The sequence below is a fragment of the Mycetohabitans sp. B3 genome, from assembly GCF_021498065.1.
GTDB lineage: Bacteria > Pseudomonadota > Gammaproteobacteria > Burkholderiales > Burkholderiaceae > Mycetohabitans.
Map to the genome: position 1 here is coordinate 51191 of NZ_JAHLKN010000017.1, position 22120 is coordinate 73310.

General features: G+C 62.6%; 29 protein-coding genes and 1 pseudogene. 29 read left to right on the forward strand and 1 reads right to left on the reverse strand.

Annotation, left to right across the window (positions count from 1 at the left end; genetic code table 11):
• The first annotated feature begins 54 nt into the window (after positions 1–54).
• From KQH55_RS03800 to tatC, 28 genes and pseudogenes are all read left to right on the forward strand, one after another.
• Positions 55–912: a thiazole synthase gene (locus tag KQH55_RS03800; RefSeq protein ID WP_076787482.1), complete on the forward strand. Its 858-nt coding sequence runs from the start codon at positions 55–57 to the stop codon at positions 910–912.
• Positions 909–2033 carry a thiamine phosphate synthase gene (gene thiE / locus KQH55_RS03805; protein ID WP_235090226.1) on the forward strand — a complete coding sequence of 375 codons (1125 nt, stop codon included), beginning with the start codon at positions 909–911 and terminating at the stop codon, positions 2031–2033. Before KQH55_RS03800 ends, thiE begins: the two co-directional genes overlap by 4 nt.
• Before the next feature lie 127 nt (positions 2034–2160).
• Positions 2161–3006 (forward strand): ABC transporter ATP-binding protein, encoded by an 846-nt coding sequence (locus KQH55_RS03810; protein ID WP_076785600.1) that lies wholly within the window; start codon positions 2161–2163, stop codon positions 3004–3006.
• A gap of 3 nt (positions 3007–3009) precedes the next feature.
• Entirely contained in the window at positions 3010–3777 is a 768-nt protein-coding gene (mlaE, locus tag KQH55_RS03815; RefSeq protein WP_076785599.1) for a lipid asymmetry maintenance ABC transporter permease subunit MlaE, read from the forward strand.
• An 86-nt stretch (positions 3778–3863) separates the two neighbouring features.
• Entirely contained in the window at positions 3864–4412 is a 549-nt protein-coding gene (gene mlaD, locus KQH55_RS03820; protein ID WP_235090227.1) for an outer membrane lipid asymmetry maintenance protein MlaD, read from the forward strand.
• 11 nt (positions 4413–4423) lie between these two features.
• On the forward strand, positions 4424–5320 hold the full coding sequence (locus KQH55_RS03825; protein ID WP_235090228.1) for a VacJ family lipoprotein: 897 nt from the start codon (positions 4424–4426) through the stop codon (positions 5318–5320).
• Positions 5321–5419: 99 nt separating this feature from the next.
• Positions 5420–6058 carry a phospholipid-binding protein MlaC gene (locus tag KQH55_RS03830; protein ID WP_076785597.1) on the forward strand — a complete coding sequence of 213 codons (639 nt, stop codon included), beginning with the start codon at positions 5420–5422 and terminating at the stop codon, positions 6056–6058.
• Positions 6055–6330: a lipid asymmetry maintenance protein MlaB gene (locus KQH55_RS03835; RefSeq protein WP_076785596.1), complete on the forward strand. Its 276-nt coding sequence runs from the start codon at positions 6055–6057 to the stop codon at positions 6328–6330. The genes KQH55_RS03830 and KQH55_RS03835 overlap by 4 nt, the downstream gene beginning before the upstream one ends.
• Before the next feature lie 180 nt (positions 6331–6510).
• Positions 6511–7437, forward strand: coding sequence for an ABC transporter ATP-binding protein (locus tag KQH55_RS03840; RefSeq protein WP_076796854.1), 927 nt, complete (start codon positions 6511–6513; stop codon positions 7435–7437).
• The gene (locus tag KQH55_RS03845) at positions 7434–8189 is read left to right on the forward strand and encodes an ABC transporter permease (RefSeq protein ID WP_076785594.1); all 756 of its coding nucleotides are present in this window, start codon (positions 7434–7436) and stop codon (positions 8187–8189) included. Before KQH55_RS03840 ends, KQH55_RS03845 begins: the two co-directional genes overlap by 4 nt.
• Positions 8190–8267: 78 nt before the next feature.
• The gene (locus tag KQH55_RS03850; RefSeq protein WP_076785593.1) at positions 8268–8507 is read left to right on the forward strand and encodes a BolA family protein; all 240 of its coding nucleotides are present in this window, start codon (positions 8268–8270) and stop codon (positions 8505–8507) included.
• Between the two features lie 114 nt (positions 8508–8621).
• Positions 8622–9875 (forward strand): annotated as a pseudogene (murA, locus tag KQH55_RS03855) (UDP-N-acetylglucosamine 1-carboxyvinyltransferase); the annotation flags it as partial.
• A 173-nt stretch (positions 9876–10048) separates the two neighbouring features.
• Entirely contained in the window at positions 10049–10774 is a 726-nt protein-coding gene (gene hisG / locus KQH55_RS03860; RefSeq protein ID WP_076787478.1) for an ATP phosphoribosyltransferase, read from the forward strand.
• A 30-nt stretch (positions 10775–10804) separates the two neighbouring features.
• Complete coding sequence (gene hisD, locus KQH55_RS03865; RefSeq protein ID WP_235090229.1) at positions 10805–12127, forward strand: histidinol dehydrogenase; 1323 nt, start codon at positions 10805–10807, stop codon at positions 12125–12127.
• Between the two features lie 40 nt (positions 12128–12167).
• Positions 12168–13238 carry a histidinol-phosphate transaminase gene (gene hisC / locus KQH55_RS03870; RefSeq protein ID WP_076785591.1) on the forward strand — a complete coding sequence of 357 codons (1071 nt, stop codon included), beginning with the start codon at positions 12168–12170 and terminating at the stop codon, positions 13236–13238.
• A 48-nt stretch (positions 13239–13286) separates the two neighbouring features.
• On the forward strand, positions 13287–13874 hold the full coding sequence (hisB, locus tag KQH55_RS03875) for an imidazoleglycerol-phosphate dehydratase HisB (RefSeq protein WP_076785590.1): 588 nt from the start codon (positions 13287–13289) through the stop codon (positions 13872–13874).
• 6 nt (positions 13875–13880) lie between these two features.
• Entirely contained in the window at positions 13881–14243 is a 363-nt protein-coding gene (locus tag KQH55_RS16795; protein ID WP_083703749.1) for a MarC family protein, read from the forward strand.
• The gene (hisH, locus tag KQH55_RS03885; protein WP_076796856.1) at positions 14240–14881 is read left to right on the forward strand and encodes an imidazole glycerol phosphate synthase subunit HisH; all 642 of its coding nucleotides are present in this window, start codon (positions 14240–14242) and stop codon (positions 14879–14881) included. Before KQH55_RS16795 ends, hisH begins: the two co-directional genes overlap by 4 nt.
• Positions 14881–15072 carry a hypothetical protein gene (locus KQH55_RS03890; protein ID WP_235090230.1) on the forward strand — a complete coding sequence of 64 codons (192 nt, stop codon included), beginning with the start codon at positions 14881–14883 and terminating at the stop codon, positions 15070–15072. Before hisH ends, KQH55_RS03890 begins: the two co-directional genes overlap by 1 nt.
• Before the next feature lie 79 nt (positions 15073–15151).
• A complete protein-coding gene (hisA, locus tag KQH55_RS03895) occupies positions 15152–15901 on the forward strand; it encodes a 1-(5-phosphoribosyl)-5-[(5-phosphoribosylamino)methylideneamino]imidazole-4-carboxamide isomerase (RefSeq protein WP_076785587.1) in 750 nt (249 codons plus the stop codon).
• A gap of 84 nt (positions 15902–15985) precedes the next feature.
• A complete protein-coding gene (gene hisF / locus KQH55_RS03900; RefSeq protein WP_076796857.1) occupies positions 15986–16789 on the forward strand; it encodes an imidazole glycerol phosphate synthase subunit HisF in 804 nt (267 codons plus the stop codon).
• On the forward strand, positions 16759–17160 hold the full coding sequence (hisI, locus tag KQH55_RS03905; protein WP_076796858.1) for a phosphoribosyl-AMP cyclohydrolase: 402 nt from the start codon (positions 16759–16761) through the stop codon (positions 17158–17160). The genes hisF and hisI overlap by 31 nt, the downstream gene beginning before the upstream one ends.
• Before the next feature lie 17 nt (positions 17161–17177).
• On the forward strand, positions 17178–17582 hold the full coding sequence (locus KQH55_RS03910) for a phosphoribosyl-ATP diphosphatase (protein WP_076785584.1): 405 nt from the start codon (positions 17178–17180) through the stop codon (positions 17580–17582).
• Between the two features lie 29 nt (positions 17583–17611).
• Positions 17612–18013: a hypothetical protein gene (locus KQH55_RS03915; protein ID WP_235090232.1), complete on the forward strand. Its 402-nt coding sequence runs from the start codon at positions 17612–17614 to the stop codon at positions 18011–18013.
• 24 nt (positions 18014–18037) lie between these two features.
• The gene (locus KQH55_RS03920; RefSeq protein ID WP_076785583.1) at positions 18038–18400 is read left to right on the forward strand and encodes a histidine triad nucleotide-binding protein; all 363 of its coding nucleotides are present in this window, start codon (positions 18038–18040) and stop codon (positions 18398–18400) included.
• A 33-nt stretch (positions 18401–18433) separates the two neighbouring features.
• Positions 18434–18667 (forward strand): Sec-independent protein translocase subunit TatA, encoded by a 234-nt coding sequence (tatA, locus tag KQH55_RS03925; protein ID WP_076785582.1) that lies wholly within the window; start codon positions 18434–18436, stop codon positions 18665–18667.
• 33 nt (positions 18668–18700) lie between these two features.
• Positions 18701–19228, forward strand: a complete 528-nt coding sequence (tatB, locus tag KQH55_RS03930) for a Sec-independent protein translocase protein TatB (RefSeq protein WP_076785581.1) — start codon at positions 18701–18703, stop codon at positions 19226–19228.
• A 45-nt stretch (positions 19229–19273) separates the two neighbouring features.
• Complete coding sequence (gene tatC / locus KQH55_RS03935; RefSeq protein WP_076785580.1) at positions 19274–20056, forward strand: twin-arginine translocase subunit TatC; 783 nt, start codon at positions 19274–19276, stop codon at positions 20054–20056.
• 54 nt (positions 20057–20110) lie between these two features.
• On the opposite strand, the gene KQH55_RS03940 is transcribed toward tatC, so the two are convergent.
• The gene (locus KQH55_RS03940; RefSeq protein ID WP_076796860.1) at positions 20111–21313 is read right to left on the reverse strand and encodes a Do family serine endopeptidase; all 1203 of its coding nucleotides are present in this window, start codon (positions 21311–21313) and stop codon (positions 20111–20113) included.
• A 19-nt stretch (positions 21314–21332) separates the two neighbouring features.
• On the opposite strand from KQH55_RS03940, the gene KQH55_RS03945 reads away from it, so the two are divergent.
• Positions 21333–22079, forward strand: coding sequence for a Nif3-like dinuclear metal center hexameric protein (locus KQH55_RS03945; RefSeq protein ID WP_076785578.1), 747 nt, complete (start codon positions 21333–21335; stop codon positions 22077–22079).
• Positions 22080–22120 lie beyond the last annotated feature (41 nt).

Genomic DNA, 22120 nt, shown 5'->3' on the forward strand with positions numbered 1-22120 from the left:
GCCACGCGAGCCGACAACCTGACCTATGAGGCACTGAAATTGACGGAGATAATGATGAATTCGCATTCCACCGCCGACGCGCTGATCCTGTACGGACAGCCCTTCACAAGCCGGCTGTTGCTCGGCACGTCGCGCTATCCGTCGCTGCATGCGCTGGAGGCCTCGCTCGTGGCCGCGCGGCCCGCGATGGTCACCGTCGCGCTGCGGCGCCAGTTGGCCGCGCAGGGCGACGCCGACGTCGGTTTTTTTGACGCGCTGAAGCGCCGGGGTGCCGCGCTGCTGCCTAACACCGCCGGCTGCCATGCCGTGAAAGAGGCGGTGACGACCGCGCAGATGGCCCGCGAAGTGTTCGAGACTGACTGGATCAAACTCGAGCTGATTGGGGACGACTACACGTTGCAACCGGATCCGGTCGGTTTGATCGAGGCGGCCGACATCCTCGTGCGGGACGGCTTTAAGGTATTACCGTATTGCACGGAAGACCTCGTCGTCGCGCGGCGACTGCTCGACGTTGGCTGCGAGGCGTTAATGCCGTGGGGCGCCCCGATCGGCACCGGCAAGGGGGTGGTGAACCCGTATGGGCTCAAGCTGCTGCGCGAGCGCCTGACGGACGTACCGCTGATCGTCGACGCAGGGCTGGGTGTGCCGTCGCACGCGTGTCAGGTGATGGAGTGGGGGTTCGACGCCGTGCTGCTCAACACGGCGGTGTCGCAGGCGGCGCGGCCCGAGGCGATGGCACGGGCATTCGCGAACGCGGTGGATGCGGGTCGCGAAGCGTACTTAGCCGGGCCGATGCTGGAGCGCGACAGCGCGCACGCGAGTACGCCGGTGGTCGGCATGCCGTTCTGGCACCAGGACGGCTATCGCACGCCGGAAGGCGCTGCCGTCCCGCCCTCGGATGAGCGGGTGTGAGCAGTCCCTTCCCGTGGGGACGCGAGGTTTTTTACCCGCCCGCAGACGAACTGCTGGAGGCGGCCGAGCGGATCCGCGCACGGCTGGGTGATTGGCCGCGCGCCTGCCTGCCTATGCGTATCTGTCTCGCGCCGCCGCCGCAGCCAGGGCCCGGTGACGTGATCGTGGCGACCGATGCACAGCCGCATGCGGCCGATGCCGCGCGCTGGGTGGCTGCCGGTGCCACGGTACTGGACGCGTCGGCGCGTGCTATGCGGTTGCATCAGGGCGATGCGGTTCGCACGTTGGAGGCCGCACCTTGCGACGACTGGATCGCGGCGTTCGCCGCGTTCATCGATTGTGGCTGCGCGCCGCACGATGCGTTGTGTCTCGCCCTGGCGTGGCGGCAGGGCGACGAGCATGCGCAGGATCCATGGCCGTGCGACTTGTCGCGCTTTCCGCGCGTGCGGGGGTTGCCCGATGCGCCGGTGCAGCCGTTCGCTGCGTGCCCGGCCGCGCTCGGTCTGTATCCGGTGGTGCCGACGGCCGACTGGATCGAGCGGCTGCTAGCGCTCGGCGTGCGTACCGTGCAACTGCGCCGCAAGGTTGACGGGGCGGGCGACGCAGCGGATCTGCGCGAGTTAGCCGTGCTGCGGGCTGACGTGCGCCGCGCCGTTGCGGCGGGACGTCGCTATGATGACGCACGCGTGTTCATCAACGACCACTGGCAACTGGCGCTGGACGAAGGCGCATACGGCGTGCATCTAGGCCAGGAGGATGTGCTGCGCGCGGACCTCGGTGCGTTGGCGCACGCGGGGCTGCGGCTGGGTCTGTCCTCGCACGGATACTACGAGATATTGGTGGCGCTGCACTTCAAGCCGAGCTATATCGCGTTGGGTGCGGTGTTTCCGACCACCACTAAGGCGATGCCCAGCGTGCCGCAAGGGCTTGCGCGACTCGCGCGCTACGTGCGGCTGCTGGACGGCGTGGTGCCCTGCGTGGCAATCGGTGGCATCGATCTGCAGACGCTGGGCGATGTGCTGGCCACCGGTGTGTGCGGTGCCGCGGTCGTGCGCGCGGTAACGCAAGCCCACGACGTCGAAAAAGCAATCTTTGCGTTGCAAAGAGGGTTTATCCGATAATGCGGGGCTCGCCTGCCAATGCCCTACGCCGTGAAGGTGGCGTGTAAGCGGTCTCGCGTACAGTCCACGTGGAGGTTTCAGGCGGCAGATCCGCTTTAGGCCCTATAATCCGCGTTCCGTGCTTTTGATGACTGCCTACGTGCCGCCAACTGCCTCCGATATCCTGCTTGAGCTTCGCGACGTTGCTTTCGGCTACAGCGCTGAACGGCTCGTGCTCCAGAACCTGAACATGCGTTTCAAGCGTGGACAAGTAGTTGCGATTATGGGCGGCTCCGGATGCGGCAAGACGACGGTGTTGCGGCTCATCGGTGCGCTGGTGCGCGCCAACCGAGGCCAGGTGCTGTTCCGTGGCGAGGACGTCGGTGCAATGGGCCCCCAGGCGATCTACGCGGCGCGGCGCAAAATGGGCATGTTATTCCAATTCGGGGCGTTGTTTACTGACATGTCGGTGTTCGACAACGTCGCATTCCCGCTGCGCGAGCATACGGACCTGCCAGAGGAGTTGATCCGCGATCTCGTGCTGATGAAACTCAACGCGGTCGGCTTGCGCGGCGCACGCGACTTGGTGCCGTCCGAAGTCTCAGGCGGCATGGCGCGCCGGGTCGCGCTGGCCCGGGCGATCGCGCTCGACCCTGAGCTGATGATGTACGATGAGCCGTTCGCGGGACTGGATCCGATTTCGCTGGGCATTACCGCGAACCTGATCCGCACCCTCAATACCGCGCTCGGCGCCACGTCGATCCTCGTGACGCACGATGTGCCGGAGTCGTTTGCGATCGCGGACTACGTATATTTCATTGCGAATGGGCGGGTGCTCGCCGAGGGCACGCCCGCGCAGTTGCGCGCGTCGCAGGATCCGAGCGTGCGGCAGTTCATCGACGGCGCGCCTGACGGTCCCTTTCATTTTCACTATGCGAGCGCGCCGCTGGAGGCGGACTTCGGTCTCGGCACCGCGCCGCGCGCAGGAGAGTAGCGCATGATCGCCACGATCGGCCGCGCCGTTCTCGACGGCCTTTCACGCACGGGCTACGGCGCCCGTATGTTCGCGCGGCTTACATTGGAGTGCTTCCCATTGCTGCGGCGCCTGCGCACCGTCACCCAGCAGATCCACTTCCTGGGTAATTATTCACTCGTCATCATCGCTGTTTCGGGGTTGTTCGTCGGCTTCGTGCTGGGCTTGCAGGGTTACAACACGCTGAATCGCTACGGCTCCGAGCAAGCGCTCGGACTGTTGGTCGCGCTATCGCTGGTGCGCGAGCTTGGGCCGGTGGTCACTGCGTTGCTGTTCGCGGGACGTGCCGGCACGTCGCTGACCGCGGAGATCGGCCTGATGAAGGCGGGCGAACAACTGACCGCGATGGAAATGATGGCCGTGGATCCGATCCGGGTCGTCGTCGCACCGCGATTCTGGGCTGGCGTGATCGCCATGCCGATCCTGGCGGCGATCTTCAGCGCGGTCGGCATTGTCGGCGGGTATTTCGTCGGTGTGATATTGATCGGCGTGGACCCTGGCTCGTTTTGGTCCCAAATGCAATCGGGCGTCGACCTGCGGCAGGACATCGGCAACGGCGTGATCAAGAGCGTCGTGTTCGGTTTTGCGGTGACTTTCGTCGCGCTGTTCCAAGGCTATGAAGCCAAGCCGACCCCCGAAGGCGTGTCGCGCGCGACGACCAAGACGGTCGTATTCGCATCGCTGGCGGTACTTGGGCTGGATTTTCTGCTGACCGCGCTGATGTTCAATTGATGGATGGGCCCGGCGCTATGGTGTGCCGGCACGACTGCGTGCGCGATCCCCGTGTAGCACGCAGCGGTAATAGCTATTCCGATGGGATGACGATGAAGAAAAACGCTCTGGACTTCTGGGTCGGCTTGTTCATGGTGCTCGGTTTTGTGGCGCTGCTGTTCCTGGCGCTCAAGGCTGGCAATATGAGTTCGCTGTCGTTTCAAGCCACCTACTCGGTGAAGATGAAATTCGACAACATCGGCGGACTGAAGCCGCGCGCGGCGGTCAAAAGCGCCGGCGTGACGGTGGGCCGCGTACAGAGCATTGGGTTCGATACGCAGACTTACCAGGCACTGGTCACGATCGACGTATTTAAGCAGTACACGTTTCCGAAGGACTCGTCGGCCAAGATCCTAACCTCGGGTCTGCTCGGCGAGCAGTATATCGGCCTGGATCCAGGGGGCGACGAACAGCTGCTCAAGGATGGCGACACGCTCACGATGACGCAATCCGCGATCGTGCTGGAAAACCTGATCGGCCAATTCCTGTACAGCAAGGCGGCGGATGCCGGTGCGGGCAAGTCGGCCGCGCCTGCCGCGGCTAGCCCTGGCGCATCTCAAATCCAAGTCGCGCCGGCAAGCGCGACGGCACACTGAGGGGAAGCACAATGACAAGGATGCGAGCCACCGTCGTGGCCGCGGCTGCTGCGATAGCGCTGGGCGGTTGTGCAACGGTGAAGACGCCGTCGAAGCAAGACCCGCTGGAAGGGTTTAACCGGACGATGTTCGAATTCAACGACACGCTGGATCGCGTGGCGATGAAGCCGGTGGCGCGCGCCTATAACTGGGCGTTGCCCCTATTCGTTCGCGATCGTGTGTCGAGCTTCTTCTCGAACATCGGTGATGTGTATATCGCCGCCAACAATTTGTTGCAAGGTAAGATCACCGCGGGCACGGAAGACATCATGCGCGTGGCGATCAATAGCACGTTCGGGCTGGGCGGGCTGTTCGACTTTGCCAGCCAGGCCAGGTTGCCGAAGCATCAGTCGGACTTCGGCGTCACGTTGGGCCACTATGGCGTGCCACCGGGCCCGTACCTCGTGCTGCCACTGCTCGGGCCCAGTACCGTGCGCGACGCGGCAGGCCTGCTGGTCGACTGGCAGGGCGACCTGACTGCCTACATGCGTCCGATCTGGCTGCGCACGACGTTATATGGTGTGCGCATCGTCAGCACGCGCGCGGCGTTGCTCGGTGCAACCGACCTGCTGTCTAATGCGGCGCTCGACAAGTACTCGTTTGTGCGCAACGCCCATTTGCAACGGCGCCAGTACCTGATTTCGGATGGCAATCCGCCGCCGCCCGCGTACGACGATGAATCGGACGCTGACACCGGCCCGACTGACGATGGCGTACCGACGCCTGGCGCCGAAGGTGCGCCGGCTGCCGGCGCGGCCAGGCCGGATGCTGCTGCGGCGCGATTGGCGTCGGAGACGCACGTGCCAAGCCAGCAGATGATTCCACCCGGCGGCCGTCCCTATAGCATCCCGAATCTTCGGTTCAGGTGAGTATGCTTCGCGGTGAAGGAAACTCGAACTGCGCAATTTGCTCCAATGTTCGATGATCGTTGACCATAGCGGAAAGAAACAATCGATAGGACTGAGTTAATGAAAAAATTTTTACTGATCCCCGTCGTTGCCACGCTGCTGTCGTTCAGTGCCGGTTCGTTTGCCGAAGCACCGGCCATTGATACAGGCACACCGGATGGGCTGTTGAAATCGGTGACGACCGACGTGCTAAGCATCGTGCGCGCCGACCCGTCGCTTAAAGCCGGCGACATTGACCGGATCACGCAGGTCGTTAACCAAAAAATTCTGCCGTACACCGACTTTGCGAGGACGACGCGTCTAGTCATGGGGCGGCACTGGCGCACCGCGACGCCGCAACAGCAGCAGCAGATTGTCGAGCAATTCAAGATGCTGCTGATTCGGACCTATTCCGGGGCGCTGTCGCAGGTCGGCAATCAGGAAATTCAATATCAGCCGCTGCGTGCGGCGCCGACCGATACCGACGTCGTCGTACGCTCGACGGTGATTAACAATGGTCGGCCGATCCAGCTTGACTATCGGATGGAGAAGACCGCCCATGGCTGGCGGGTCTATGATTTGAATGTCGCCGGTGCGTGGCTCGTGCAAACATACCAGCAACAGTTCAATGAACAGATCCAGCAACACGGGATCGATGGCTTGATTACCTACCTATCGGAGAAAAATACGCCGGCCACCGCGGCCAAGAGCACATCGTGACAATCTTCGAAACGGGGCAGGCCCTGACGTTCGCGACGGCGAACGCTGTGCTCGAGGTTGGCCTGAACCATATCGCCGGCGGCGCGACCGGCGTGGATTGCGCCTGCCTGCAGCAATTCGATTCGTCGGCGTTGGCGGTATTGCTGGCGTGGCAACGTGCGGCTCGCGTGCGTCACGCGGCATCGTTCTCGATCCTGAACCTGCCCGACGGATTGGCCAGCCTTGCCCAAGCCTACGGCGTCCAGACACTGGTTTTGTCCCGCCGACATTGACGCTGTCACGTTGTTCCAGGTGACGGCGTAGGCCACGGGGCCAATCGGCCCCCCTCGCGGCGACCCGCCGACTTCGCCTATAATCAAGCGTTTTCCAGGCCGTCGATAGGCCATTGCCCGCCCGCGCAGCCTGCACGGGCAGGTCTGCAAACTCTGCCGGCGCCGTTGCGCCGCACACTCATGTCAGCCATAGAAATCCACAACGTCAAGAAGCGCTATCGCGATTTGCAGGCGCTTAAAGGCGTGTCGTTCACCGTCGAGGATGGCGAGTTCTTCGGATTGCTCGGCCCCAACGGCGCAGGCAAGACGACGCTGATCAGCATACTTGCGGGTCTGGCGCGCGCGGACGAAGGATCGATCGCGGTGCGGGGCCACGATGTCGTCACAGACTTCAGGCGTGCGCGGCACGCCCTTGGCGTGGTGCCTCAAGAATTGGTGTTCGACCCCTTTTTTACTGTACGTGAATGCCTTCGCATTCAATCCGGCTATTTCGGTTTGGCCCGCAACGACGACTGGATCGACGAGGTGATGGCCAATCTGGATCTGACCGAGAAGGCGGACGTCAACATGCGCGCGTTGTCCGGCGGAATGAAGCGGCGCGTACTGGTCGCGCAGGCGCTCGTGCACCGGCCGCCGGTGATCGTGCTGGATGAGCCGACCGCAGGCGTGGACGTGGAATTGCGCCAGACGCTGTGGAAATTCATCGCGCGGCTCAACCGCGAAGGGCATACGATCGTGTTGACCACGCATTACCTGGAAGAGGCCGAGGCGCTGTGCGACCGCATTGCCATGCTGCGCCGCGGCGAGGTGGTTGCGCTGGAGCGCACCGGTGCGTTGCTGCAGCGCTTCACCGGACTGCAGTTGTTCGTGCGCGTGAGCGCAGGTGGGGTGCCGGCGCAGGTCCGGGCCCTGGCGGTCGGCACGCCCGATCCGGCGGGTCGGCAGCACCTGTTGAGGCTGGACTCGTATGACGACGTGGAGCCGATTCTTGCGCAATGCCGTGCGGCCGGCTGTCGGTTCGACGAGATCGACGTGCGTAAGGCCGATCTGGAAGACGTGTTTGTGCAGATCATGAATGCGCCCGAGGTCGTGGAGGGACTGGCATGACAGGCTTCAGGACGCTGTTCTATAAGGAAGTGCTGCGGTTCTGGAAGGTGGCCTTCCAGACCGTGCTGGCCCCGGTGATGACCGCGTTGTTGTACCTGACTATCTTTGGCCACGCGTTGCGTGGCCATGTCCAGGTCTATCCTGGCGTCGAGTACACGAGTTTCCTCATTCCGGGACTGGTTATGATGAGCGTGTTACAAAATGCATTTGCGAACAGCTCGTCGTCGTTGATTCAGTCCAAGGTCACCGGCAACCTAGTGTTCGCCCTGTTGTCGCCGCTGTCGCACTGGGAGATGTTCTGCGCCTACGTGCTGGCCTCGGTCGTGCGCGGCTTGACTGTCGGGCTGGGGGTATTCGTCGTAACCATTGCGTTCATCCCGGTGCCGTTCTCCGCGCCGCTGTATATTGTCGCGTTCGCCGTGCTTGGCGCGGCGATCCTTGGCACGCTGGGCCTGATCGCTGGGATCTGGGCCGAGAAGTTCGACCAACTGGCGGCATTCCAGAATTTCCTGATCATGCCGTTAACGTTCCTGTCCGGCGTGTTTTATTCGACGCATACGTTGCCGGACCTGTGGCGGCACGTATCGCGCCTGAACCCTTTCTTCTACATGATCGACGGATTTCGCTTCGGCTTTTTCGGCGCGTCCGACGTGGCGCCGCTTGCCAGTCTAGCAGTGGTGGGGGGATTTTTCGTCGCCGTCGCGGCATTGGCGGTACGCTTGCTGGCGAGCGGGTACAAACTGCGTCATTGAAGCATGAGAATCGGTCAAGGCGTCGCGCCCGGCGTGCGTCGCGACCCACAATTGAAAGCATACTGAGAGGGACTTGCGATGTTGCCTACCCCGGAACAAGTCAAGGAATATATTGAAGCCGGCTTGCCGTGCGAGCGTATCGACATCGAAGGCGACGGCCAGCACTTCTTCGCGACGATCGTCAGCTCGGCATTCGAGGGTAAGCGCAGTATTGCGCGGCACCAACTTGTCTATGCGGCGCTGGGCGAACGCATGCGCGAGGAGATTCACGCGTTGAGCATGAAGACGCTGACACCAACTGAATGGCAAAATCGATGAAGCAGGATTCGAGTGCGAATTAAACGAGATAACCTGGGCGTGACGAACGACGCCCCAGCGGCCCAGGCGGTTCATGCGTCGCGCCCGCCGGCCGCACAACGCGGAAGCGAATCAATGGATAAATTGCTGATCGACGGCGGGGTCCGCCTCAATGGCGAGATCACGGTGTCCGGTGCCAAGAATGCGACGTTGCCGATCCTGTGCGCAAGCCTGCTAAGCGCGGAGCCGGTTCAGCTGGAGAACGTGCCGAACCTGCAGGACGTGCGAACCATGTTGAAGTTGCTCGGCCAGATGGGGGTGCGCTCGGAGGTGAACGGCAACGCAGTGACGCTGGACGCGTCGCAGGTCGACAAGCCGGTGGCGCCATACGAGTTGGTCAAGACGATGCGTGCGTCGATTCTCGTGCTTGGGCCACTGGTGGCGCGCTTCGGTCATGCACAAGTGTCGCTGCCTGGCGGATGTGCGATCGGCGCGCGCCCAGTCGATCAGCATATTAAGGGATTGACCGCGATGGGCGCGGCGATCTCGATCGAGCACGGCTTCATCGATGCGCGGGCGCGACGCTTGAAGGGCGCGCACGTGATCACCGACATGATTACCGTGACTGGCACGGAGAACCTGCTGATGGCGGCGGTGCTTGCGGACGGGGAAACCGTGCTGGAGAACGCGGCGCGCGAACCGGAGGTCACCGACCTGGCGAACTTGCTTGTCGCGATGGGCGCGAAAATCGACGGGATCGGCACGGACCGGCTCGTGGTGCACGGTGTGCCGCGCTTGCACGGCGCGCGCCACGCGGTGATCCCGGACCGCATCGAGGCCGGCACGTTCCTGTGCGCAGCCGCTGCCACGGGTGGCGACGTCACGCTGCGCGGCGTCACCCCGCTGATCCTGGAGGCCGTCATCGACAAGTTGCGCGAGGCGGGCGCGCAAGTGTCGGCCGGCGATGACTGGATCCGCCTGCGGATGCCAGGCCGTGCGCGTGCGGTATCGTTTCGCACCGCCGAGTATCCGGCGTTTCCGACCGACATGCAGGCGCAGTTCATGGCGCTGAACGCCATTGCGACCGGGACGTCAAAAGTGGTGGAGACGATTTTTGAGAATCGCTTCATGCACGTGCAGGAACTGAACCGGCTTGGCGCGAATATCACGATCGACGGTAATACGGCGCTGGTGACCGGCGTGGACAAGCTGTCCGGCGCGAAAGTGATGGCCACGGATCTGCGCGCGTCGGCCAGCCTTGTCATTGCCGCGTTGGTGGCCGACGGGCAGACGCTGATCGACCGGATTTACCATCTCGATCGTGGCTACGACCGCATGGAGACCAAGCTGGGCACGCTGGGCGCGAGTGTCAGCCGTGTCAGCGCGAATGCACCGATTAATACGGACGATGCGCGCGGCGATGCCGCGCAAAACGCCGCAGCAGCGGCCTTGCAAGATGCCGCCGCCGTGGCTTCGCAAGAGGCTGTCGGGCAGGCACGCGCTGCCGAAGGGGACGGTTTAGCCCGCGGAGCGGTGGCATGAGCACGTCGGCCACGGCCAACATGCCGGGCGCGTTGGCGCCGGTCGGGCCGGGCGTGCCGTTGACATTGGCGCTGTCCAAGGGCCGTATCTTCGAGGAGACGTTGCCGCTACTGGCGGCGGCCGGAATCACGGTGACCGAGGATCCGGAGTCGTCGCGCAAGTTGATTCTGCCCACCACAGATCCGGGCTTGCGCGTGATCATTGTGCGGGCGACCGACGTGCCAACCTACGTCGAGTATGGCGCAGCCGACTTCGGCGTGGCCGGCAAGGACGTGCTGCTCGAGCATGGCGGCGACGGACTGTACCAGCCGATCGACCTGAACATTGCCCGCTGCAGATTGTCAGTCGCGGTGCCGCAGGGTTTCGATTATGCGAATGCGGTGCGGCAAGGTGCCCGACTGCGGGTGGCCACGAAGTACGTGAACAGCGCGCGCGAGCATTTTGCGGCCAAGGGCGTGCACGTAGACCTGATCAAGTTGTATGGCTCGATGGAGCTAGCGCCGTTGGTGGGTCTGGCTGATGCGATCGTCGACCTGGTCAGCTCCGGCGGCACGCTGCGTGCGAACAACTTGGTCGAGGTCGAGCAGATCATGGAGATCTCGTCGCGGCTGGTGGTCAACCAGGCTGCGCTCAAGCTTAAGCGTGCAAAACTCAAGCCCATTCTCGAAGCGTTCGAGCGCGCCAGCAAGGGCGGGGCGCAAGCCGTGGCCGGGCGCCGCGCAGATACCGGGACGCCCGGCGTGTGAGGCCCGCATCACGGGACACAAGGAACTCGTATGGCGATCAAGATCCGCAAACTCGACTCCTCGGATGCCGGTTTCAAGCCGGCGTTGGCGGCCGTGCTCGCATTCGAGGCGAGCGAAGACGAAGCGATCGAGCGCTCGGTCGCGCAGATCTTAGCTGATGTCAAATTACGCGGCGATGCCGCTGTGCTGGAATATACGAAGCGTTTTGACCGGCTGGACGTGGACAGCGTTGCGTCCCTGGAATTGCCGGCTGCCCAGCTGCAGGCGGCACTGGATGCGCTGGAGCCCAAGCGCCGGGCAGCGTTAGAGGCGGCGGCGGCACGCGTGCACGCGTATCACGACAAGCAAAAAATCGAATGCGGCAGCCACAGCTGGCAGTACACCGAGGCGGATGGCACGGTGCTCGGCCAAAAGGTCACGCCGCTAGACCGCGTCGGCGTGTACGTGCCCGGTGGTAAGGCTGCCTACCCGTCGTCAGTGCTGATGAATGCGATTCCGGCGCGCGTGGCCGGCGTGCGCGAAATCGTGATGGTAGTGCCGACGCCGGACGGCGTGGCCAATGACCTCGTGCTGGCTGCCGCGCTGCTTGGCGGCGTGGACCGGGTGTTGACCATCGGGGGCGCCCAGGCCATCGGCGCGCTCGCATACGGTACGGATACGATCCCGGCCGTGGACAAGATCTGCGGACCGGGCAATGCCTACGTCGCCGCCGCCAAGCGACGAGTGTTCGGCACGGTCGGCATCGACATGATCGCCGGTCCATCGGAGATCTTGGTGTTGTGCGATGGCACCACCGATCCGCGTTGGGTCGCAATGGACCTGTTTTCGCAGGCCGAGCATGATGAACTCGCACAGTCGATCCTGTTATGTCCGGACGCCGTGTTCATCCGGCGCGTCGAGGAAGCGATTGACCAGCTGATTGGGACGATGCCGCGGCGCGACGTGATCACCCGTTCACTGCAGAATCGCGGCGCGCTGATCAAGGTCCGGGACATGGCCGAGGCATGCGCGATCGCCAACGATATTGCGCCGGAGCACCTGGAGGTATCGGCGCTCGAGCCGCATCAATGGGTGCCGCACATTCGCCACGCTGGCGCGATCTTCCTCGGCCGTTACACGAGCGAGAGCCTCGGCGACTATTGTGCGGGCCCGAACCACGTACTGCCGACTTCCCGTACCGCACGCTTTTCGTCGCCGTTGGGCGTGTATGACTTCCTGAAGCGCTCGAGCGTGATTGAAGTGAGCGCCGAAGGGGCGCAGACGCTGGGTGAAATTGCCGCGGAACTCGCGTATGGTGAGGGCCTGCAGGGGCACGCGCGCAGCGCTGAGTATCGGATGAAGACCGGCGGCTGACCGCACTGGCGGGCAGGCGGGACAGCTTGGATACCAGACTATGACGATACCCCAGGACATCATTCGCGCGGACGTGCTTGCGATGACGAGCTATCCGGTACCGGATGCCGCCGGCTTGATCAAGCTGGACGCCATGGAAAACCCCTACGCGCTGCCGCGGCCGCTTGCGGACCGGCTCGGCGAGCGGCTCGCACAGGTTGCGTTGAACCGCTACCCGTTGCCGCGGCCCGGCGCGCTGCTGGACAAGCTCAAGCGCGCGATGCAGGTGCCGGCTGATTGCGACGTGCTGCTGGGCAATGGGTCGGACGAATTGATCAGCCTGATCGCGACCGCGTGCGCGAAGCCGGGTGCCAAGCTCCTGGCGCCGGTGCCCGGCTTCGTGATGTACGCGATGTCGGCCAAGCTCGCCCATTTGGAATTCGTGGGTGTGCCGCTGAATGCCGATCTGACGCTGGATGGGAGCGCGATGCTGGAGGCCGTCGCTGTGCACCAGCCCGCGGTGATCTATCTGGCCTACCCGAACAATCCGACCGGCACGCTGTTTGACGACGCGGATCTCGAGCGGGTCGTGCGCGCGGCCAACCGGTCGCTGGTGGTCATCGACGAAGCATATCAACCATTCGCGCAGCGCAGCTGGATGTCGCGAGCCGGCGAGTTCGACAACGTGGTGGTCATGCGCACCGTCTCCAAGCTGGGCCTGGCCGGTATCCGGCTCGGCTATCTGGTCGGTTTGCCAGCCTGGATCAACGAACTCGACAAGGTGCGCCCCCCCTACAATACCAACGTGCTGACGCAGGCGACCGTCGATTTTATGCTCGATCACCTAGAAGTGCTCGATGCGCAGGCCGCTGAGTTGCGTGCCGAGCGGGCGCGACTTGCCGAGGCGATCGGCGCGTTGCCAGGTGCTCACGTGTTTCCGAGTGCTGGGAACTTCCTGCTGGTGCGCGTGCCAGATGCCGCTGCGGTGTTCGACGCGTTGCTCGGTGCACGGATTCTGATCAAAAACGTGAGTAAAATGCATCCATTGCTGGCTGAGTGCGTGCGGATCACGGTCAGCACGCCGGATGAGAATGCACAATTGCTGGCTGCGTTGAGCAATGTGCTGGTTTGATCGCATGCGAGTCGCCGTTTAACTTTTCCGCCATTTTCAGGAACATCCATGCGTATTGCGGAAGTCGTGCGCAACACGAGCGAAACGCAGATCCGGGTCAAGGTCAATCTGGATGGCACCGGCCAGCAAAAGCTGAACACCGGGGTGCCGTTTCTCGATCACATGCTGGATCAAATTGCCCGCCACGGCTTGATCGATCTCGAGGTCAACGCGCTCGGCGACTGGCACATAGACGACCACCATACGGTCGAGGACACCGGCATTACGCTGGGCCAGGCTGTCGCCAAGGCGATCGGTGACCGTAAGGGCATTCGCCGCTACGGTCACGCGTACGTACCGCTGGACGAAGCATTGTCCCGCGTCGTCATTGATTTTTCCGGACGCCCAGGACTGGAGTTTCATATCCCGTTCACGCGCGCGCGGATCGGCAACTTCGATGTCGATCTAACGATCGAGTTTTTCCGCGGCTTCGTCAATCATGCCGGCGTCACGCTGCATATCGACAACTTGCGCGGCTTGAATGCGCATCACCAGGTCGAGACCGCGTTCAAAGCGTTCGGCCGGGCGCTGCGCATGGCCGCCGAGATCGATGAGCGCGCGGCTGGACAGATCCCGTCAACCAAGGGCAGCCTGTAGAACACGTTGCCACCGTTGCTCAACCGCGCGTTGCCGGAGATCAGGCCGGCGAGCACATTATCTCTTTCTTCGGCATTTCGACGGCGTCGCTTGGGCAACGCGCGCAGCACCGCCGAGGAGCGCGATGAGGCCAAGGTGAAGAACAGCGTGGCCGTCTTGCCGCTGGCGATTCCGTTGCTGACGGGGCCGGGGACGATCAGTACCGTCATCGTGTATGCGAACAAGTCGCACTACTGGTGCGAGTTGCTCGAACTGATTGAAAATACTGCTACCGGTACTCAGGTAGCAGGCGAACAGCGCGCGGGGCGGGTGGTGCGACCACCCCGCGCGGTTTTGGGAAGGATGTGTATCAGAAGCGGGTCTGCATGAAAACTTCGATAGCGATTGTCGACTACGGAATGGGCAACCTGCGCTCGGTCTGGCAGGCGATGTTGCACGCCGCACCACAGGCCGACGTGCAAGTGGTTAGCGACGTGCACAAGGTGCGCGCCGCGCATCGCGTGGTGCTGCCCGGACAAGGGGCGATGCGCGATTGCATGGCGTCGCTGGCCGCCTCGGGGCTGCAGGACGCGGTGCTGGAGGCGACACGCACTAAGCCGGTCCTGGGCGTGTGTGTGGGCGAGCAAATGCTGTTCGACTGGAGCGAGGAGGCTGATACGAAGGGCCTGGGCGTGCTGGGCGGCAAGTGCATGCGTTTTCAACTGGGTAGCAAGCTGCAGGACGACGGCTCGCGCTTCAAGGTGCCGCAGACGGGCTGGAACCGGGTGCGGCAGACTCGGTCCCACCCGCTGTGGGATGGCATCGCCGACCAGAGCTTCTTCTATTTCGTGCACAGCTATTATGTGGTACCCGACGACGCGTCTGACACCGTGGGTGAAACCGTGTACGGCGCGCCGTTTACGTCCGCGGTAGCACGGGATAACATTTTTGCCACGCAGTTCCATCCCGAAAAAAGCGCGGAAGTGGGGTTGCGGCTGTATCGCAATTTTGTTCGGTGGGATCCATGATGATTGCCGGTATCTGGTATCTGGTATCTGGTATCTGGTATCTGGTATCTGGTATCTGGTATCCGGTATCCGGTATCCGGTATCCGGTATCCGGTATCCGGTATCCGATGTTCGGTGTTCGGTGTTTGGTGGCACGCAGCCTTCGGCACTGGGTCGCGCGCCGGCCGGGGCCGCCTTACAACTTGTACTAAACTAGCAAAGACCTGCCGTCACACCGCAACGTGGTGGCAGCCCAATGAATTTCTTACTCCAGACTGACACGCGATAGTTATGTTGCTCATCCCGGCCATCGACCTCAAGGACGGTCAATGTGTGCGCCTGAAGCAAGGCGATATGGACCAGGTGACGGTCTTTTCCGAGGACCCGGCGGCCATGGCCCGTCATTGGGTGGATAACGGTGCGCGTCGGCTTCATCTGGTCGACCTGAACGGCGCGTTCGCCGGCAAGCCGAGGAACGAAGATGCGATTTGCTCAATCATCGCCGAGGTCGGTGATGAGATTCCTGTGCAGCTCGGTGGCGGGATTCGCGACCTCAATACGATCGAGCGGTACCTGGACGATGGACTGTCGTATGTGATCATCGGTACGGCCGCGGTGAAGAACCCGGGATTCCTGCGGGATGCGTGCAGTGCATTCGGCGGCCATATCATCGTTGGGCTGGACGCGAAGGACGGCAAAGTGGCCACGGACGGCTGGAGCAAGCTGACCGGGCACGAGGTGATCGACCTGGCGCGCAAGTTTGAGGATTACGGCGTCGAGGCGATCGTCTATACCGATATCGGCCGCGACGGTATGTTGCAGGGAATCAACATCGAAGCGACCGTGCGCCTCGCGCAGGCGGTCAAGATTCCGGTGATCGCCAGTGGCGGGCTGTCGAACCTGGCCGACATCGACGCGCTGTGCGCCGTCGAGGACGAGGGGATCGAGGGTGTGATTTGTGGGCGCGCGATCTATTCCGGCGAACTCAATTTCACGGCTGCGCAGAACCTTGCCGATTCGCTGCGCGAGTCCAGCGCCTGAGGCTGCGGCGCGCGCCGTGGGTCGGCTGCCCGGGCGCCGCCGTCGCGCTGGCCCCACGCGTTTCACTTTTCAGCACCTACTTTCATGGCTTTACCGAAACGCATCATTCCGTGTCTTGACGTGACCGCCGGACGGGTCGTCAAAGGCGTCAATTTCGTCGAACTGCGCGACGCCGGCGATCCGGTCGAGATCGCGCGGCGCTACGACGAGCAGGGGGCTGACGAACTCACGTTCCTGGACATTACCGCGACGTCCGACGGGCGCGACTTGATCCTGCCGATCATCGAGTCGGTTGCCGCGCAGGTGTTCATCCCGCTGACGGTCGGCGGTGGCGTGCGCACCGTCGAGGACGTACGGCGGCTGCTCAACGCAGGCGCTGACAAAGTCAGTGTCAATTCCACCGCGGTGGCCAATCCGCAGTTCGTCCGCGACGTAAGCGAGCGCTACGGTTCGCAGTGCATCGTCGTTGCGATTGACGCGAAGCAGGTCGGCGATTCGCATGAGGCGCCACGTTGGGAGGTGTTTACGCACGGTGGCCGCAAGGCGACTGGGCTTGACGCCGTACAATGGGCGTGTCGGATGGCGCAGTTCGGAGCCGGCGAGATCTTGCTGACCAGCATGGACCGGGACGGTACCAAAAGTGGATTTGATCTGGCGCTCACGCGCGCGGTATCGGACGCGGTGTCGGTGCCAGTCATTGCCTCGGGCGGCGTGGGCTCGCTGCAGCATCTAGCTGACGGGGTCACCGATGGCCGTGCGGACGCGGTATTGGCTGCCAGCATTTTCCACTATGGCGAATACACGGTCGGCGACGCGAAGCAGTTCATGGCCGAACGTGGCATTGCAGTGAGGCAGGAATGGACGGCAACGGCTGGCTGGACAAGGTGAAATGGGACGCGAACGGCCTGGTGCCGGTGATCGCGCAGGAAGCGTCGAGCAACGATGTGTTGATGTTCGCGTGGATGAACCGCGAAGCATTGGCTAAAACCATCGAGCTGGGGCGTGCCGTCTACTTTTCCCGCTCGCGCAACAAACTGTGGTTCAAGGGCGAGGCGTCCGGCCATGTGCAGCACGTGCGCGAAGTGCGGCTGGACTGCGACGAGGATGTCGTGCTGTTGAAGGTCGAGCAGGTATCTGGCATTGCTTGCCATACCGGCCGGCATTCGTGTTTTTTTCAGAAATTCGAAGGCACCGTGGACGACGGCGGCTGGATATCGGTCGCCCCCGTCCTGAAGGATCCGGAAAGCATCTATTCATGACCCACCCTACTCAACCTATGCTGTACGGGACGGCTGACGCCAGGCGTGCGCGGGACGTGAACGACACCCCGCGCGACGTGTTGTTGCGGCTGGCGGCGACGATTGACGGCCGCAAGGGGGGCGATCCCGAGGCCTCTTATGTCGCGCGACTGTTCCACAAGGGCGACGACGCGATTCTGAAAAAGATCGGCGAGGAGGCCACCGAAGTTGTGATGGCGGCCAAGGACGCGCGCCACGAGGGCTCGAGCGCGACGCTGGTGAACGAGGTGGCCGACCTGTGGTTCCATTGTCTTGTCATGTTGTCGCATTATGGTGTCGGGCCCAATGACGTGCTGGCCGAACTGCAACGCCGCGAGGGCCTATCGGGCATTGAGGAAAAGGCGTTGCGCAAGCGGCGCGAGCGCGAACAGGATGGTGATTGAGCCATGCGGCAGTGCTGCGGAGTGATGCGATGAATGATCCGTTAGATGACAACGAGCGTGCGATGCGCACGGTCCAGCGTGTGCCGCTGGATGAACAGCGGCTGCGCTCGCTCAGAACGCTTACCCATCTGTTGTACGCGCTCTACGCGTTGGTGTGGTTCACTGGCGGCGTGTCGGCCCTGATTGCTGTCATCGTCAACTACGTCAAGCGTGACGATGTCGCCCACACGCCGTACGCCGCGCATTTCGATTGGCAGATTCGCACCTTCTGGTGGGGATTGGTGTGGGGCGGCGTGGGTTTCGTCACGATGGTGATTGTGATCGGTTTCGCCATCTGGTTCGCCGCCGGCGTTTGGGTACTTTACCGGATCATCAAGGGATGGCTGTATCTGAACGACAACAAGCCGTTGCCGGTGCGGGCGGCGGCATGACGGTGGGCTGACTGGAGACGTGATATGACGCAATCCGACTGTATCTTTTGCAAGATCGCCAGCGGCGAGTTGCCGAGCAAAAAGGTGTTCGAGAACGACGAATTCGTCGCGTTCCACGATCTGCGGCCGGCAGCTGCCGTGCACGTGCTGGTCATTCCTCGAAAACATATCGAAACACTGTCCCATTGCACGGAAGAAGATGCACCGCTGCTTGGTAGAATGGCAATATTAGTGGCGCGCCTGGCCGAGCAATTGGGCTGCGCGTACACCGGCGGGCAAACCGGTTTCCGGACCGTGATCAACACCGGGCCGGGCGGCGGGCAGGAGGTCTACCACCTGCACGCGCATATCCTGGCCGGCCCGCGGCCGTGGTTGAGGATGGGCTGATACACCGCACGCATTCGAAATCGGAGAGTTTTTATGGGTTCATTGAGTATTTGGCACTGGTTGGTCGTGCTGTTGATCGTTGCGTTGGTGTTCGGCACGAAAAAGCTGCGCAACATCGGCAGCGACCTCGGCGGTGCGATCAAAGGCTTCAAGGAAGGTATGCGCGACGCGAAAGAGGCTAGCACCGACCCGCACAAGGAACTGCCACGCTCCGATACGATCGATGTCGACGCGAAGGAGAAGGCCGGTTCGCGCGATGCGCGTTGAGCGCGCAGCTCGTGCGCTGTCTGGCTCCCCGCCATGCTCGACTTAGGCCTTAGCAAGATGGCGCTGATTGGCGTCGTGGCGCTGATCGTGATCGGCCCGAAGAAGCTGCCCGGTGTGGCGCGCACTGCGGGCGCATTGTTCGGCCGTGCCCAGCGCTATGTGAACGACGTCAAGGCGGAGGTGATGCGCGAGATCGAGTTGGACGAGTTGCGCAAGATGAAATCCGACTTCGAAGATGCCGCGCGGGATATGCAAACCTCGATTCACGAGCACGTGCAGCAGGCGCAAACCGAGTTGACTGATGCTTGGCGTGACGGCACCGGCCTGAGCACGGACAGCGCCGAGCAAGGTGTCGGCACCGGCACGCCGAATTCGATTTGGCACGACTCGTACAGTGGAGCGGGGCGGACCTCGTCGCGCAAAAACTGGCGAGTCCAGCGCACGGCGACGCCGGTGTGGTACAAACGGGTTGCCGCACGCCGTACCCGTGTACAGTCCGGCGCGGCCCGCGTGGCGCGGCATACGCCGCCCAACTTGCGGCGTCCGATCCGTTTCCTGTGATCCGATACCGTTTCCTGTCCACTTTTTTCTCCGTCCCAGGCCGCTGTGAGCGAAGCTCCGCAAAATCCGCAGAAACCAGACACCGAAGAAACGTTTATTTCGCATTTGATCGAGTTGCGCACGCGAGTGATCCGCGCCGCCGTCTCGGTGCTGGTAGTGTTCGTGTCGCTGGTCTATTGGGCGCCGGACATTTTCCGGTTGCTGGCTCATCCGCTGATGGCGAACCTGCCCAAAGGTGGCAAGATGATCGTCACCGACGTCACAGGCTCGTTCTTCGTGCCAATGAAGGTGACGATGCTGGTAGCGTTCGTGATTGCGTTGCCGGTGGTGCTGTACCAGATCTGGGCGTTTATTGCGCCGGGCCTGTACCAACATGAGAAAAAGCTTGTAGTGCCACTGGTTTCGAGCAGCTATGTGCTGTTTCTGTGCGGGATGGCGTTCGCGTATTTCGTCGTTTTTCCGACCGTCTTCCGCGTGATGGCGCACTACAATGCGCCGCTCGGCGCCGAGATGTCGACGGATATCGACAATTACCTGAGCTTCGTGTTGACAATGTTCATCGCGTTCGGCGTGACATTCGAAGTGCCGATCGTCGTCGTGCTGCTCGCGAAGCTGAATTGGGTGACGGTGAAGAAGCTCAAAGAAGTGCGCCCGTACGTAATCGTCGGCGCGTTCGTGGTCGCCGCCATCGTGACGCCGCCCGACGTTTTCTCCCAACTCATTCTCGCGGTGCCGCTGGTCGTGCTATACGAACTCGGGATCATTGCGGCACGGCTGCTGGTCACGGGACAGCCGGACAGCGAGCCCCGAAGCGAAGAGGCAAAATAGCGGCGCGGGCGGGTCGTGCGCCCCTTTCTGCTGAGCGCCGCGCGGCGCCACCCGTCACTCATCGTCGTCGCCGTTGTCCAGCGCTTGCTTGGGTGGCGGCGGGCGCTTGCCGATCGTCACGTCGATGTCCATTTCGTGCGACTTGCGCCACAGGTGCACCTTCGCGACCGTGCCGGGCTGAATCAGCGCGATCACGTTGAGCAGGCTTGTCGTGTCGGTGATGTCCTCATCGTTGACCTTCACGAGGATATCGCCCGGCTTGATACCGGCCTTGTCCGCCGGTCCGCCTCGCAGCACGCCCGCCACGATCGCTCCCGATTTTTGCTGCAGACTGAACGATTCCGCGATTTCCGGCGTCACGTCTTGAGGCTCGACGCCGATCCAGCCGCGCGTGACCGTGCCCGTCGTGATGATGCTCTCAAGCACGCTGCGCGCCGTGGACACTGGAATGGCAAAGCCGATTCCCAGCGAGCCACCGCTGCGCGAATAAATCGCGGTATTGATGCCGAGCAAGTTGCCGTTCACATCGACCAGTGCGCCGCCGGAATTGCCCGGGTTGATCGGCGCATCGGTCTGAATAAAGTTCTCGAACGTGTTGATCCCTAGGTGATTGCGTCCAAGCGCGCTGATAATGCCCATCGTCACTGTCTGGCCGACCCCGAACGGATTGCCGATCGCCAACACGACGTCGCCCACGCGCGCATTCTCCATCCGTCCGAGCGTGATCGTCGGCAGGTTGGGTAGATTGATCTTGAGTACTGCCAGATCCGTTTCCGGGTCCACGCCGATCATTTTCGCGCTCGCCGTGCGCCCGTCGGCCAGCGCGACCTCAATCTCGTCGGCGCCGTCCACCACATGCTGGTTCGTTAGAATGTAGCCTTCCGAGCTCACAATGACGCCGGAGCCGAGGTTGGACGTGGGCTCCTGGCGTTTGCGCTCGTAATTGCGATCGCCAAAGAAATAGCGGAACAGTGGGTCATTGGCGCGCGGATCCGGCATCTGAGCGCCGTCCTTGCTGGAAAATACGTTGACCACCGCCGGCATTGCGCGCTGGGCGGCGTCTGCATAGGATGTGACCAGTCCGCGGCCCGCGATGCCCGGGGCGACCTCCTGCAGCGCGACGATCGGGGACGCCAGCTGTTGCCCGAGGTTACCTTGGCGCTGCAGCCAGTGCGGCTTGAGCGTCGCGACGATGAACATCAACGCGAGCAGTACCGTCACCGCCTGCGCAAAGAACAGCCAAAAGCGTCTAAGCATTTGAACTTATGGGGCCTGCATGGATCGCAATGAACTTGAATTGTACTTGAACGGGTTGCTCGAAACGTCGCGGTTCCGGGACTATTGCCCCAACGGCTTGCAGGTTGAGGGCCGTCGCCGGATCGAGAGGGTGGTCACCGGCGTGACCGCTTGCGCGGCGTTGCTCGAGGCGGCGATCGACTGGAAAGCTGATGCGGTGCTCGTACATCACGGGTATTTTTGGAAGAACGAAGCGCCGCAAATCACGGGCCAAAAGTATCGGCGACTGCGCCTTCTGATCCAGAATGACATCAACCTGTTGGCTTACCATCTGCCGCTGGATGCTCACGCGGAATTGGGCAACAATGCGCAACTCGGTGCGCGGATGGGCTGGCTGGCCGACGCACGGTTCGGTGACAATGATCTCGGCTTCATCGCCACGCTGCCGATGCCCACGTCGCTGTCGCATCTGGCCGCACAGGTCGGCAATACGCTTGGGCGCGCGCCGCTCGTGCTCGGCGATCCCGATCGCAAGTTGCGCCGTGTTGCGTGGTGCACCGGCGCCGCGCAAGGCTATTTCGACGATGCGATTCGGGCCGGTGCCGATGTCTACCTAAGCGGTGAAGTATCCGAGCCCACCACCCACTTGGCGGCGGAGTCTGGCGTGGCGTATGTGTCGGCCGGCCACCATGCGACCGAACGTTACGGCGTGCAGGCCATCGGGGCTCTTTTGGCCGACACATTCGGCTTGGAACATCTGTTTATCGACATCGATAATCCGGTCTAGTTGGGCTGCGTCGATATCTGCACCGGCAAACTCGCATGCAT